This is a genomic window from Streptomyces hygroscopicus subsp. hygroscopicus (assembly GCF_030269125.1).
GTDB lineage: Bacteria > Actinomycetota > Actinomycetes > Streptomycetales > Streptomycetaceae > Streptomyces > Streptomyces hygroscopicus_C.
Genome location: NZ_BSSM01000007.1, coordinates 297,884 through 311,863 on the forward strand (window position 1 = coordinate 297,884; position 13,980 = coordinate 311,863).

Annotated in this window: 10 protein-coding genes; 5 read left to right on the plus strand and 5 right to left on the minus strand. The window is 73.3% G+C overall.

Annotated elements, in window-relative coordinates:
• Window positions 1–108: 108 nt before the first annotated feature.
• Both QSK45_RS18405 and QSK45_RS18410 read left to right on the plus strand, forming a co-directional pair.
• A complete protein-coding gene (locus QSK45_RS18405) occupies window positions 109–1,008 on the plus strand; it encodes a universal stress protein (RefSeq protein WP_285558162.1) in 900 nt (299 codons plus the stop codon).
• Between the two features lie 434 nt (window positions 1,009–1,442).
• A complete protein-coding gene (locus QSK45_RS18410; protein WP_111583711.1) occupies window positions 1,443–1,940 on the plus strand; it encodes a glycosyltransferase family protein in 498 nt (165 codons plus the stop codon).
• A 15-nt stretch (window positions 1,941–1,955) separates the two neighbouring features.
• On the opposite strand, the gene QSK45_RS18415 is transcribed toward QSK45_RS18410, so the two are convergent.
• Both QSK45_RS18415 and QSK45_RS18420 read right to left on the minus strand, forming a co-directional pair.
• Window positions 1,956–3,926 carry an N-acetylmuramoyl-L-alanine amidase gene (locus QSK45_RS18415; RefSeq protein WP_285558167.1) on the minus strand — a complete coding sequence of 657 codons (1,971 nt, stop codon included), beginning with the start codon at window positions 3,924–3,926 and terminating at the stop codon, window positions 1,956–1,958.
• Window positions 3,927–4,251: 325 nt separating this feature from the next.
• Complete coding sequence (locus QSK45_RS18420) at window positions 4,252–5,397, minus strand: aminoglycoside phosphotransferase family protein (RefSeq protein WP_285558169.1); 1,146 nt, start codon at window positions 5,395–5,397, stop codon at window positions 4,252–4,254.
• A 246-nt stretch (window positions 5,398–5,643) separates the two neighbouring features.
• Between QSK45_RS18420 and QSK45_RS18425 the strand changes: the two genes are divergently transcribed.
• On the plus strand, window positions 5,644–7,137 hold the full coding sequence (locus QSK45_RS18425; protein ID WP_285558171.1) for a DNA-binding protein NsdB: 1,494 nt from the start codon (window positions 5,644–5,646) through the stop codon (window positions 7,135–7,137).
• A 111-nt stretch (window positions 7,138–7,248) separates the two neighbouring features.
• Here the strand turns inward: QSK45_RS18425 and QSK45_RS18430 are convergent, their stop codons facing one another.
• Complete coding sequence (locus tag QSK45_RS18430) at window positions 7,249–8,697, minus strand: PP2C family protein-serine/threonine phosphatase (protein ID WP_285558172.1); 1,449 nt, start codon at window positions 8,695–8,697, stop codon at window positions 7,249–7,251.
• Window positions 8,698–9,060: 363 nt separating this feature from the next.
• Here QSK45_RS18430 and QSK45_RS18435 point away from each other — a divergent pair, with 363 nt between their 5' ends.
• Together QSK45_RS18435 and QSK45_RS18440 are read left to right on the plus strand one after the other, a co-directional pair.
• Window positions 9,061–9,474, plus strand: a complete 414-nt coding sequence (locus QSK45_RS18435) for an SsgA family sporulation/cell division regulator (protein WP_285558173.1) — start codon at window positions 9,061–9,063, stop codon at window positions 9,472–9,474.
• A gap of 151 nt (window positions 9,475–9,625) precedes the next feature.
• Window positions 9,626–11,650: a phosphocholine-specific phospholipase C gene (locus QSK45_RS18440; RefSeq protein ID WP_285558175.1), complete on the plus strand. Its 2,025-nt coding sequence runs from the start codon at window positions 9,626–9,628 to the stop codon at window positions 11,648–11,650.
• On the opposite strand, the gene QSK45_RS18445 is transcribed toward QSK45_RS18440, so the two are convergent.
• Together QSK45_RS18445 and QSK45_RS18450 are read right to left on the minus strand one after the other, a co-directional pair.
• Complete coding sequence (locus QSK45_RS18445; RefSeq protein ID WP_285558176.1) at window positions 11,640–12,665, minus strand: Gfo/Idh/MocA family protein; 1,026 nt, start codon at window positions 12,663–12,665, stop codon at window positions 11,640–11,642. The genes QSK45_RS18440 and QSK45_RS18445 overlap by 11 nt on opposite strands.
• Window positions 12,666–12,746: 81 nt before the next feature.
• Complete coding sequence (locus tag QSK45_RS18450; protein ID WP_285558178.1) at window positions 12,747–13,841, minus strand: baeRF3 domain-containing protein; 1,095 nt, start codon at window positions 13,839–13,841, stop codon at window positions 12,747–12,749.
• Window positions 13,842–13,980 lie beyond the last annotated feature (139 nt).

A 13,980-nucleotide genomic window follows, 5' to 3' on the forward strand; every position in this document is an offset into this window, starting at 1 on the left:
TTGCGCGCCGATTTCCGGACACGCGACCCACAGCGCCCCGCGGGGGCCGTCGCCTGGGCGAGGCTGGCCCCAGCAAGGGAGAAGGTCGTGTTCCGGAGGTGAGGAAGCATGAACGCTGCGCCGGTCATCGCCGCGGTGGACGGTTCCGAGGACAGTCTGCGCGCGATGGAGTGGGCCGCGGACGCCGCCCGCCGCCGCGCGGCACCGCTGCGGGTGGTCCATGTGCGCCAGTACGCCGCCTGGGGGCAGGCCGACGTACTGGTGGCCGGGCCGCCCGAGGCCGAGGGCGACCCGGTCCTCGACGAGGTGCGCACCCGGCTCGCGGACCGCGCGCCCGAGACCGTGGAGTACGTGGCGCTGGAGGGCGCGCCCGGCGCGGTGCTGCCCGAACTCGGCGTCGACGCCCAGCTGATGGTGCTCGGCTCCCGGGGCCGCGGTGGCTTCGCCAGCCTGCTGCTCGGCTCCAACAGCCTCGCCGCCGCCCGGGACGCCCAGTGCCCGGTGGTCGTCGTACCCCCGCCCGGTCGCGAGGTGCACGGGAACGGACCGGCCGAGGCCGGGCCCCGGGTGGTCGTCGGTCTGAACGTCGACAGCCCCGACGAGGCCACCCTCTCCTTCGCCTTCACCGAGGCGGCCCTGCGCGGTGCCCGCGTCCAGGCGGTCGCCGCCTACCCGTGGCCCCTGCAGACCTGGTCGGCGCCGGGGCAGCTGGTGCCGCCCATGCCCGACGAGGAGGCCATCGCGAACGAGACGCGCACCCTCGCCGAGGGTTTCCTCGCCCCGCACCGCGAGCGCCACCCGAGCGTCCGCGCCGCCGCCGAGGCCCTGCCGGGCGACGCGGCCGGCAACCTCGTGGCCGCCTCCCGCGACGCCGAACTGGTCGTCGTGGGGCGCCACCGCCGCCGTCTCATGGCCCCGGCCCGCATGATGGGCTCGGTGACCCAGGCCGTCCTGCTGCACGCCGCGAGCCCGGTCGCGGTGCTGCCGCCGAGCCCCGCGGAGGGGTGAGCGGCCCCCGTACCCGCCGTGCGAGCGGGCTGGGCGGTTCGCCGTCCGGGACCGCGCCGGTGTCCCGGTGCGGGCGTTCGCCCGTACGCCGTGCGGGCGCGGCGCCGGCGGCCCGCACAGCGGGCGCCGTGGCAGGCACCCGGCCACGCGCCCGGTCGGACAGATGCGGCCCACCTCGCGCCCCGTCCCGTCGGAGCCGGCCCCGCACGCCCTGTCCGGCCTCACGGACCGGCCGGGCGTGCCACCGCGGACCACTCCGGCCGCTTCGCGCCGGGCGCCCCGGGGTTTCTCCCGCCATCCGATCACCGGGCGGCCGTCGGGGGAGCGGGGCAACTCCAGGTCCCGCGCGCCGGGCGTCCGCCAGGCTCCTGCGCCGTTCCCCCACCGGGTGCCCGCAGGTCACCCAGCCCTGGCCGGGCACGTACCATGGCGGCATGTCGTTCCTCCGCCGCCGCAGTGCCACTCCCGCCGGGCCCGACTTCGACGTGCTGGCCATGGACCCGGGCGACTGGCCGGGCAATCTCGGCGCGGGTCTGCTGCCCGCGCCCGACGGCACCTGCCAGGGTGTCTTCCTGCGCTACGACCTCTTCGGCGGCCGCGGCCCCGCGATGATCATCGGCAATCTGCCGCAGGGCTCCCCGGCCCGCGAGGTGGCCGAGGAGGAGATCCCCTTCGAGGTGGGCCAGCTGCTGCTGGCGCTGGAGAACGACGAGGAGGTCACCGTCGTCGGCACCGAGGACACCCCCGTCCTCCAGGGCGACAACCTCCTGATCGTGCGCCGTCTGAAGCTCTCCGAGAGCCGGATCTCCTGCGTGCAGTTCGACCGCAGCGACGGCGTCCTCGTGACCATCGCCGCCTGGGACCGGCCCATCACCGACGACCTGTACGCCCTGCTGAAGCCGCTCCCGGCGGAGCTTTTCCAGCAGGGCTGAGGCCTTCGGCCGCGTCTAGCCGGCCGAGTTCTCCACGGTCACGTCCGCCGCACGGACGAACTCGACCCGGTGGCCGTACTGGATCTCGTAGTACAGGTCGTCGCCCTGCACGACCTGGTGCGAGTCGGGCGTGAAGGTCACCGAGTAGTAGTACTGGCCCGGCATCTCGTCACCGACCACGTACTTCTGCCCAGCCGGGATGGTGTACGGCAGCGGCACCACGGACTGCGCGGGCACCCCCGCCGGGTAGGCCGACTTCTCCGGGTAGGCACGGCCGTACACCGGGATGCCGGCCAGACCCTCCCTCGGGGTGATCACCAGCCCCTTGGCGGAGACCGCCGTCGGCTGCTCGGGCGGGTTCCGGAACCAGGCCTTCTGCCCCAGGTACCAGATGGCCGTCCAGTCGCCCCAGTGATCGGCGACCGCGTACTGCTGGCCGGTGGAGACCCGCGAGGACACGTCGTTGACGTCGATGGTCGGCGCCTTGCCCAGCCCGACGTCCTTGATCAGCGGCGCGGCGGCATCGTGGTCCGCGTACAACCGCACCTCGCTGGAGGCGTGCGCCGCGCAGGGCTCGCCCGCCGTGGCGCAGCCCGTGTAGGCCGGCTGGTTGGCGTCGTACTGCGGCCGGATCGTCACCAGGCCGCCCTGTTTCCCCGCGGTCGTCCTGAACGGGTGGCCGAGCAGCTGGAAGTAGTGCGCCCAGTCCCAGTAGGGGCCCGGGTCGGTGTGCATGCCCGGGACGGTGGACGGGGTCGGACCCGGCACGTTGTCGTGGCCCAGGATGTGCTGCCGGTCCAGCGGGATTCCGTACTTCGTGGACAGGTACTTCACCAGCCGCGCCGAGGACCGGTACATCGCCTCCGTGAACCAGGCGTCCGGGTCGGCGAGGAAGCCCTCGTGCTCGATGCCGATCGAGCGGGCGTTGACGTCCCAGTTGCCCGCGTGCCAGGCCACGTCCTTCGCCTTGACGTGCTGGGCGATCAGGCCGTCGGTGGAGCGGATGGTGTAGTTCCAGGACACGTAGGTCGGGTCCTGGATCAGGTTCAGCACCCCGTCCCAGGCGCCCTCGGTGTCATGGATGACGATGTACTTGATCTGCCCCGACGCCGGCCGGTCGCCGAGGTCGTGGTTGCCGTAGTCGCCGTCGCCGAACTCCGCGTACGCGGCCGGCAGCCACTCGCAGGACACCGACTTCGGACACTCCGCGCCCTCGTCCGTGACGGTGCGCAGACCGGTGTCCGCCAGCTGCGCGGTGTCCGGCGCGAGTCCGGGCTCCGCGGCGAGGACGACCCGCTGCCCGGCGTCCGTGGTACGCCGCTCACCCGTACGCAGCACGTCGTACACGTCGTTCGCGTACGCCGCCGCGGTCGCCGTGTCGTCGGCGCCGGAGAAGCGGGCCACCGCGCCGTACCAGTCGGCCGGGTCGGCGCCGAACGGCTCGCCCAGCTGCTTCTGCGCGGCGGCCAGCAGGGCGGCGCCGCCGGAGATGTTCGCCGCCGGGTCGGTGCGCAGCCTCGCCGGCGGGATGCCGGTCAGCTCCGCGGCCCGGGTGAGGGTCTCCAGCCGGGCCGGGACCGCCGAGTCGGCCGGCACCCGGACCTCGGGGCGCGGGGCGGGGCGGGAGCTGTCGCCGCGGGCGTCCTCGGCGCCGCCGGCGAAGTGCTCCGTGGTGGCGAGCGCGGTCCGGGCGTCCGTGAGGTGCATCGGGCCGTAGCCCCCGGAGACGCTGGGCGCGCCGCCGTGGTAGTCCCAGCGGGACTGGAGGTAGGAGACGGCCAGCAGCACGCTCTGCGGCACGTGGTACTCGGCGGACGCGGAGGCGAACGCCGACTGCAACCGGTCCGGGGAGGAGTCCGGGGCGCTCCGGGCGGGCGCGGCGCCGAACAGCGGCAGCAGCAGGGCCGCCGCGGCGAGCGGCACGGCGGCCCGCTTCAGATGTCTGTGGCCGGGGGTGGACGGGGAATCGGGGGCGGAACCTCGCAATGCGGCCTCCTGTGACGGGCGGGCGTGGCGGGGCGTGCGGGGCCGAGCTGGGTCAGTGGTATCGGCTGGCCGACGATCCGTCAATGATGCAGCCGCCAGCGAGATTTCCCACGTCACGACGGGTTTCGGCGAGTTTCGCGACGGCGGTGGCCGGGCCTGCGGGGCGTCAGTGGAGTAGACCAATGGGTTCCGGTGCGTGGTCACGGACCTGGCGGCGGCACCCGGCCGCGGTCGTACCGCCGAAACGGTTCCGCCGGGCGGCCGCCCCCGCACGCGCGAGAGCCCGCGGCGCGCCCCACTCCGGCGCACCGCGGGCAGTCGTTCGTCAGCGCGTGCCGACCGCCGCACGCACCGCCTTGCGGGCCATCTGGCAGTCGTCGTGCAGCCGCCGCAGCAGCAGCCGCTGCTCCTCGCCGGACGGCACGGCGCCCGGGTGGGCCGGGCCGGGTACCGCCGGAGCCGGGTCCTGCATCGAACGCTGCACGGCCGTCTCGTACCGGCGGATCTCGCGCGTCAGCAGCAGCATCAGGTTCACCAGGAAGGCGTCCCGGGAGGCCGGCCCCGCCGACTGGGCGATCTGGCTGATCTGCCGCCGGGCCGCCGGGGCCTGGCCGAGCACCAGCCACAGCGTGGCCAGGTCATGGCCCGGCAGGTACCAGCCCGCGTGCTCCCAGTCCACCAGCACCGGACCCGCCGGGGACAGCAGGATGTTCGACAGCAGGGCGTCGCCGTGGCAGAACTGGAGCATGGCGCCCCGGCCCACCTCCTGCGCGATGCCGTGCAGCAGCTTCTGGAGGTCCCCGAGGTCCCGGTCGGTGAGCAGCCCCAACTCGTGGTAGCGGGACAGTTGTCCGACATAGTCCAGCGGCATGTCGAACAGACCGGCGGGGGGCCGCCAGGCGTTCACCCGGCAGACCGCGCCGAGCGCCGCGCGGATGTCCGCGCGCGCCGGTGCCTCCATCGGATGCCGCTGAAGTGCCGCCACCCGGCCGGGCATCCGCTCGATCACCAGGGTGCAGTTGTCCGGATCCGCCGCGATCAGCCGGGGCACACGGACCGGGGGCCGGTGCCGGACGAACGAGCGGTATACGGCTATTTCGTGGCGGCTCCGCTCGGCCCCCGACGGCGTGTGGTCCAGCAGGCACTTGGCGACGGCCGTGCTGCGCCCGGTGGTGCCCACGAAGAGCACGGACCGCGCGCTGCGCCGCAGCACCTGGACCGGCGCGAACTCCGGGCAGATCCGCTGCACCGCGGCGATCGCGGTACGCAGCGGGGCGCCCTGGGGGCCGGACAGGTCGAGTCTCCCGCTGAGCGGTGGGACGCCGGCCTGCCCCGGGATCCGCCGGGGCCGGGGGGCGCCCAGCACGGGGCCGCCCGGACGCACCGCCGGGTCGAGATACGGTCCGCCGCCCGCCGGGCGGGGGCGCAACGGCCGAAGCGGGGCGGACACGGAGGACGATGCCGCGTACATGGGAGATACAGATCCCTTCGTTGCCTGCGGTGCCTGCCTGTGAAGTCCTCGCGTCAACCCGGCCCGGCCCCCGGTCGCACCCTGGGGAATGCCCCCGGGGGGACCGGGTCGGGGTGGCGCATTCCTACCTGACACCCGATGCCCCGTGGCACACCATCTGGCGCACCCTGGCGAACCCTGGCGAATAGTCGCCCGGCAACCCGCACCCGGCTACTGTCAACTCAGCCGAGAACCTGGGGGCTTGACGTGAGCGGACAACCCAACACCCGCCTTTGCGACCTGTTCGGCCTGGCCGGCTGGTCGAAGGGTGAACTCGCGAGACTGGTCAACAGGCAGGCGGCGGCCATGGGCCATCCCCAGCTGGCGACCGACACCTCCCGGGTCCGGCGGTGGATCGACATGGGAGAGATCCCGCGCGATCCCGTGCCACGGGTGCTGGCGGCACTGTTCACCGAGCGTCTCGGCCGTGTCGTGACCATCGAGGACCTCGGTCTGGTGCGCCACGGGCGGGCAGGGAAACGGCAGGGCGACGGGATCGAGGAACATCCCGACGGAGTGCCGTGGGCGCCCGAGCGGACCGCCGCGGTCCTCACCGAATTCACGGGAATGGACCTCATGCTCAACCGACGCGGCTTGGTGGGCGCGGGTGCCGCGCTCGCCGCGGGATCCACACTCAGCAGCGCCATGCACGACTGGCTGCAGACCGACCCGGTCCTCAGGGCCGACGGCCCCGACCTCGCCGACCCCCTGCACCCCGACCCCGCTGGTCTCGACCGCTACGAGGCCGCCCCCATCGGCTCGGAGGAGGTCGCGGAGCTGGAGCGCTCCGTCGAGGTGTTCCGCGCCTGGGACGCGGCGCGTGGCGGCGGACTCCAGCGCAAGGCGGTGGTGGGACAGCTCAACGAGGTGGGCGGCATGCTCGCCTACCACCATCCCCCCCACCTCCAGCGGCGCCTGTGGGGCGTCGCCGCCAACCTGGCCGTCCTCGCGGGCTGGATGTCGCACGACGTCGGCCTGGAGCCCACGGCGCAGAAGTACTTCGTCATCGCGGCGCACGCCGCCCGGGAGGGCGGTGACCGGCCGCGCGCCGGCGAGGCGCTGTCCCGGGCGGCCCGCCAGATGGTCCACCTGGGCCGGCCCGACGACGCGCTGGACCTGATGAAGCTCGCCCAGTCCGGCGGTGGCGACCGCCTCCAGCCGCGCACGAAGGCCATGTTCCACACCATCGAGGCGTGGGCGCAGGCGTCGATGGGCAAGGGTCAGGCGATGCGCCGCACGCTGGGTCGGGCGGAGGACCTGTTCGTCGCCGACCGGGACGACGGCGAGCCCCTGGACTGGATGCAGACCTTCAAGGCCGAGGACCTGTACGGCATGCAGGCCCTGGCCTACCGCACGCTGGCGGAGTTCGACCCGGACGCGGCCGTGCACGCCCAGCACTTCGCGCAGAAGGCCCTGGCCCTGCGTGTCGACGGCCGGGAGCGCTCGAAGATCTTCGACCATCTCTCCATGGCGTCGGCCTGCTTCATCGCCGACGATCCCGAACAAGCCGACCGCTACGCGCGGCTCGCGCTGATGTCGATGGGCGCGAACTCCTCCCGGCGCACCTGGGACCGGCTGCGCGAGATGTACCGGCTCACCGCGGAGTACGCCGGCTATCCGAAGATCCATGAACTGCGGGAGGAGATCAGGCTCGCCCTGCCCAAGCCGAGGAGCAAGGGCGCGAACAGCGCGCAGGTGTAGGGGGCCGCACGCCGCGTTCCCTCATCCAGGCCGACTCATGGAGCCGGCTCGTAGGCATCGGCTCGTCCGGGCCGACTCACAGGGTGCCCACGTCCGCACGGTGGCGTCGGCTCACGCCGTGACCCTGGCGACGAGCACGCACGCGTCGTCCACCCGTCCGGCCCCGCCGAACTCCTCGACGAGCGCCCGCACGCAGTCCCGTGCGTCCCGGGCCTCGCCGAACCGCGGGGCGAGGCCGAGCAGCCGGTCCACGGCCGCCGGTCCGCCGTCCTCGGGCACCAGGCCCTCGGTGTGCAGCAGGAGCAGGTCGCCGGGTACGAGGCTCACCTCGGCCTGTCCGTAGACGGCGCCCGGGGTGGCGCCGAGCAGCACACCCTCGGGGGCGTCGAGCGCGCACCCCGTCCCGTCGCGGTAGAGCAGCGGGGCGGGGTGTCCCGCCTGCCCCCACACCAGCGTCCGGGTGGCGGCCCGGTAGCGGCAGCAGACGGCGCTGCCGAGGGCCGGGTGCACGGTGGCGTCGAGCAACTGGTTGAGCAGGGCCAGGAGCCGGCCGGGCTGGGTGCCGGCCATCGCCATGCCGCGCACGGCGCCGAGCAGGGTCGCCATGCCCGAGGCGACGGCCACCCCGTGCCCGGTGAGGTCGCCGACGCTGAGCAGCGTCTCGCCGTCGGCCAGTTCCAGGGCGTCGTACCAGTCCCCGCCGATCGGTGCCCCGCCGTCCGCGGGCAGCCGGTGCGCGGCGAGGTCCAGGGTCCGCGGGCCCCGGTGCGGGGGGCGCAGGGAGCCGCGCCAGGGCGGCAGCACGGCCTCCTGGAGCTCGGTGGCGACCCGGTGCTCGGTCTGCTCCCGCTGCTGGTGCCGCTGGAGCGAGTCGCGGGTCTCGTGCACCGTCCGCTGGCTGTGGCGCAGCGCGCTGACGTCCCGCAGCACGGCCCACATCGAGACGGTGCCGCCATCGGGGCCGAGCACCGGCTCGCCCATCATGTGCACGGTCCGCACGGCGCCGTCGGGGCGGCGCACCCGGAACTCGCCGTCGATCGGCCTGCCGTCGATGAGGCAGTCGGTGACCATCGCGGTCAGCTTCGGGCGGTCCTCCTCCACGACCAGGGACGGCAGTTCGTCCAGGGTGAGGGCGGGCAGGGCCGGGTCGCGGCCGAGGATCCGGTACAGCTCCTCGGACCAGGTCGCCCCGTCCGTCAGCAGATCCCACTCCGCGGTGCCCACCCGGCTGAGCAGCGAGCCGCGCGGGGTGCCGGCCGGTGCCGGCCGCACGGTGAGCGCTGCCGCGGGCTCCGCCGGTTCGGCGGGAGCGGTGGGCGGGGGCTCCGGTCCGTCCCGCAACTGGGCCAAGTGGGCGTCGAGATCGTCCAGTTGATGCAGCGCCAGATCGTACAGAGCGCGCTGCCAGCGTTCCTCGGGGTCCGTGTCGTCATGGCGGACGTCCCGTCGTACCGCGTCCACGTCGCCCTTGAGCCGCCGCGCCTGCGTGATCAACGCCTCGACCGGGTCACGGCCGGGGGGCTGGGCGGCCGAGCGGTCCGCGGAGACTGGGGACGGCATTTCGCACTCCGAACGAGAGGGACGGCAGGGCCAGGCGGGACGGGGACCGTAACGACTGTCGCACAGCACGGGAGGCCCCGTAAGGGATTTGGCAACACACGATACGGTGGTGCTTCTGGCATATGCCAGAGTCTCCCCGGGGTGATCCTCGGGCGTCCACGACATGCCCGGTCGGACGATCAAGTCGTAGACAATCTACGGGAGTTGACGGACTCGACGGTCCTGCGCCGAGACCCCCGGCCGAGGCGGTCAAGCGTCTGTTCGTCGCTCTGGTGTTCCCCGCTGTTCGGGACCGGCCTGTACCCATCGAACTCTGACCGGATTTGGCGGCATGCGAAGGGCCTCTGCGGACTCCATAAAGGCATGGAGACCACCATCGAACTGCCCGCCCTCGCCCGGCTCGTGACCGCCGAGGACCGGGAGATCCCGCTTACGGCCACCCTGCGCTACACGACGGGCGACCCGCTCGCCGTCTTCGTGGACTTCCCGGCCGAGGCGGCGCTGGAGGGCGAGGACGTCAGCTGGACCTTCGCGCGGTCCCTGCTGGACCAGGGCCTGCGCACCCCGGCCGGACACGGCGACGTCCAGATCTGGCCGTACGGCCGCACCCGGACCGTGGTGGAGTTCCATTCGCCCTTCGGCCTCGCCCTGCTCCAGTTCCCCACCGCGACCCTGCGCCGCTTCCTGGTGCGCAGCTACGAGGTGGTGGCGGCCGGCCGGGAGGACATGGGGACGGCGGTGGAGCGCGGGCTGAACGCGCTGTTCGGAGGGGTGTGAGGCGTGCGCCCGAGTTGTCCGGGGACGCCTTGGCCATTTTTGAATATTGTTCATCTTCGCCTCACCGCACGGGTATGGACCCTGACGATCGGTGCGGGCACCCTGGCCCGCGGTGTGCCGCAGGGGCACTCCCGTGACCGAGGACGGACGAATGACACCGATCAGCCGAAGGGGATTCGTGGGGCTGGGCGCTTCCGTGGCGGCGGGAGTGGCCCTTGGCGCCGGCACCCGCACCGCCGCGCAGGCCGCCACCACGGCGACCGGCACGATCAAGGACGTCAAGCACGTGGTGATCCTGATGCAGGAGAACCGCAGCTTCGACCACTACTTCGGCCGCCTGAAGGGCGTGCGCGGCTTCGACGACCGCAGCGGCATCACCCTCAGCGGCAACTACTCCGTCTTCAACCAGCCGAACCTGCTGAGCCGCCAGTACCCCTGGAAGCTCAGCGCCACCCCGCCGGCGTCGGGCAAGGACGGCGAGACCCTCGCACAGTGCAACGGCGACCTGCCGCACTCCTGGTCCTCGCAGCACTCCGCCTGGAACAAGGGCCGCATGGACAACTGGGTCCTGGGCGTCGGCAACGTCCGCTCCCTCGGCTACCTGGACCGTTCCGACATCCCCTTCCACTACGCGCTCGCCGACAACTACACCATCTGCGACGCCTACTTCTGCTCCACGCTCAGCGCCACCGGCCCCAACCGCACCTACCTGTGGAGCGGCAAGGTCGACTCCTCCAGCAACGACGGCGGCGACGAGTCCGGCCTCACCTGGCAGACCTACGCCGAGGCGCTCCAGGCCGCCGGCGTGAGCTGGAAGGTCTACCAGAACGCCTCCGACAACTACGGTGACAACGCCTGCGCCTACTTCACCAACTTCACCAACGCCAAGGCGGGCGACCCGCTGTACGACCGGGGCATGTCCTCCGTGCCGAGGGTGACCGGCTCCACCCCGGACGACATCGCCGCCGCCATCAGGGCCGACGTGCAGGCGGGCACCCTCCCGCAGGTCTCCTGGGTCGTGGCCAACCAGGCCTTCTCGGAGCACCCCTACGCCCCGCCCGGGGACGGCGCCCACTTCGTCAACCTGGTCTACCAGGCCCTCGCCGCCGACGAGGACGTCTTCGACTCCACCGTCATGTTCCTCAACTACGACGAGAACGACGGCTACTTCGACCACGTGCCCCCGCCGAGCCCGCCCTCCGGCACGGCCGGCGAGTTCCTCAACGGAGTGCCCTACGGCTTCGGCTTCCGCGTTCCGATGATCGTCATCTCGCCCTGGACCCGCGGTGGCTGGGTCTCCTCGGAGGTCTTCGAGCACACCTCGGTGCTGCGCTTCCTGGAAACCTGGACGGCCGCCCTCGGCACGCCCGCGAAGTGCCCCAACATCAGCGACTGGCGGCGCAAGGTGAGCGGCGACCTCACCGGCGTGTTCGACTTCGCCAACCCGGTCAACGGCCCGGTCTCCCTGCCCGCGACCACCGTGATAGGCATCAACACCTGCGGCCCGCTGCCCAACCCGGTGCCGACCGACAACGCGTTGCCCGCCCAGGAGCCCGGCACCCGCCCGGCCCGCGCGCTGCCGTACCAGCCCGGCGGCTACCTGGACCACCTGGAGTTCGGCTCGGGCGGCAAGATCCTCGCCTGGTTCGTCATGACCAACCAGGGCGCCCCCGCCTCCCGCGCGGCCCATTTCTCCATCCACCCCAACGCCTACCGGGACACCACGCCCTGGCAGTACACGGTGGACGCGGGCGGCACCGCCTCCGACTACTTCAACATCGGCTCCGGTTACGGCGACGGCAAGTACGACCTGACGATGGTCGGCCCCAACCGCTTCCTGCGCCGCTTCCAGGGCGACGCCACCAAGGCGGGCAAGTCGGCCGAGGTCAGCACCCGTTACGCGGTCGAGCCGGGCACCGGCAAGCTCGCCATCTACTTCAGGATGACCAACTCCGGTTCCTCCGCCGTGAGGTTCACCATCACCTCCAACCACTACCGCGGCGACGGCCCCTGGACCTACAGCGTCGCCGCCGGCGCCGCCACGGAGGACTTCTTCAACGCCGTCGCCTACCAGAACGGCTGGTACGACTTCACGGTGACCGTGGACTCCGACGCGACCTGGTCGCGCCGGTTCACCGGGCACCTGGAGACGGGCGCCGCCAGCGTCAGCGGCTGACCCCCGCGTAGAGGTCCGGGCGCGGGGCGAGTTCGACGGCCACCCGGCCGCCGCTCTCCAGCGCCCGGACCCCCGCCTCGGCGACGGCCGAGGCGGCGTAGCCGTCCCAGGCACCGGGCCCGGTCACCCGGCCCGCCCGGGTGGCGTCCACCCAGTCCCGTACCTCGCGGTCGTAGGCGTCGGCGAAGCGGACGAGGTAGTCCGGCGGCACCTCCCGGCCGGCGCCGCCGGCGCGGGTGACCACCATGGCGTGCTCCTCGCCGATCCGTGCGCTGCCCGCCTCGCACACCGCCTCGCAGCGGACCTGGTAGCCGAAGCCGCAGTTGACGAACACCTCGACGTCCACCAGCGCGCCCCGCTCGGTCTCGAACAGCACGAACTGCGGATCGACCAGCCCCTCGGGCGCACCCGCGGAGGACACCGGGCACCGCACGGTCACCGCCGTCAGCTCCTGGCCCAGCAGCCAGCGGGCCGCGTCGATCTCGTGCGAGACCGAACTGTCGATCAGCTGGGCGCTGGAGAAGCCGGGCGGCGAGGAGACGTTGCGGTGGACGCAGTGCAGCATCAGCGGCCTGCCCAGGCCGCCCCCGTCCAGCAGGGCCTTCAGACGCAGGTACTCGGCGTCGTACCGGCGCATGAACCCGATCTGCGCGAGCCGCCGGCCGAGCCGCGCCTCGGCCTCCATGACGCGCAGTGCCCCGGCGGAGTCCGGCACCATCGGCTTCTCGCACAGCACCGGGAGGCCGCGCGCGAACGCGGCGAGCAGCGCGGCCTCGTGCGCGGGCCCGGGGGAGGCGATCAGTACGGCGTCCACGCCGGGCGCGTCGAGGGCGGCCTCGGGGTCGGTGTGCACGGTGACCCCGCGCAGGCCCGCGGCGGCGGCCTTCGCCCGTTCGACGTCGGGGTCGGCGACGGCCGCGACCCGGGCGCCGGCGACCACCCGGTCCAGGCGCCGAATGTGGTCCGCCCCCATGCTCCCGGCCCCCAGCACCGCCACACCCAGCAGCTCACCCATGCGCGCGCTCCCTCACGTCGGACGATCACGCGTAGCGTACGTCGGCGGGGGAGCGCGCACTCGGGCCTCGGGGGCGGCGGGTCAGAACCGCAGCACCCCCGCGATCCCGTCCTCCTCGCCCAGCGTGCCGTCGGGCACGAAGCGGACGTCGGCGCCGGTCTCCAGGCACTGCTCCACGATCTCGTCCACGATGTCGTTGCGGGCGTCCAGATCGCCGGGCTCGGCCGGTACCAGGTGGTCGCCGTCGTCGCGGACGACCGCCTGGAATCCCTCCTCCACGGCGAGCAGCCGAACCCGGCCATCGCGGGCGCTCTGCCACAGCTCGTCCAGGCCCGCCGCGAAGGTCTTGCGGCCGCGCGCCGAGGTCAGCTCCTCGACCACGGAGCCGGTGTCCTTCGACGCCTCCGCCTCCAGCACCGGCTTGATCGCCTGCCACACCGCCTCGGGACCGGAGTTCGCGAGCCCGCCGTGCCCCACGTGCACCGCGCCCCTGGTCACACCGCCGGCCTCGTCCATGAGGGAGAGCGCGGCCTGTTCGCCGGTGACGTACAGCGGGCGGGGCTGGTCGCGCAGGACCGCGGCCATCGCGGTGTCCGCCTCGCGCAGGAACCGGCGGGTGCCCTCGTCGCGGAAGGTGCTCGGGGAGTCACCGACGCGCATCTGCCGCTCGGCGTCGAAGTTCGGCCGGTTGCGGATCAGCGGGAAGCCCCCGGCGTGGTCCTCCACCACCCGGTCGACGCCGCCGCTCCACAGGGTGACCCTCTCGGCCGAGACCGACAGCACCCAGAAGGGCCGCTCGGCGGCCTGCGCGGCGACCAGGTTGCGGGTGAGGAAGGTGTCCGCGAGCACCACGCGCTCGGGGACGCTGCGGGCCAGCGACCAGACCTGGTGCTCGCCGGGCGCCGCGAAGATCACCAGGCCGTCCTCGGCATGGGCGAGATCCACCTCGGCGAGCGCCCGGTCGAGCTGGGCGTCGACGTCCGCGCGCCGCTCACGGGTCACGGCCGGGTCGGCCTCCAGACGCTTCCTGGCCTCGGCCAGCACATTGCGCAGCCGGACGGGATCCTGCTCGTTGCCCGATCCGCGGCGGTGCGTCGGGGTCAGCACGGACACCGCCGGATAGGGCCGCGGACGCCGCAGTTCGGCAAGGGTTGCGGGACTCAGTGCGTGCTCCATGACAGCACCATAGGGCTGATTCACAAGTACGGCATTCGGGGTATCCGGGACGTGCGCTCGCCCGACGGCACCCGCCCGCGCCGCCCCGGTGGCCGGGCCGCCGGGCCGCCGGGGCGGTTCCTGACCGCGAAGCCGCACG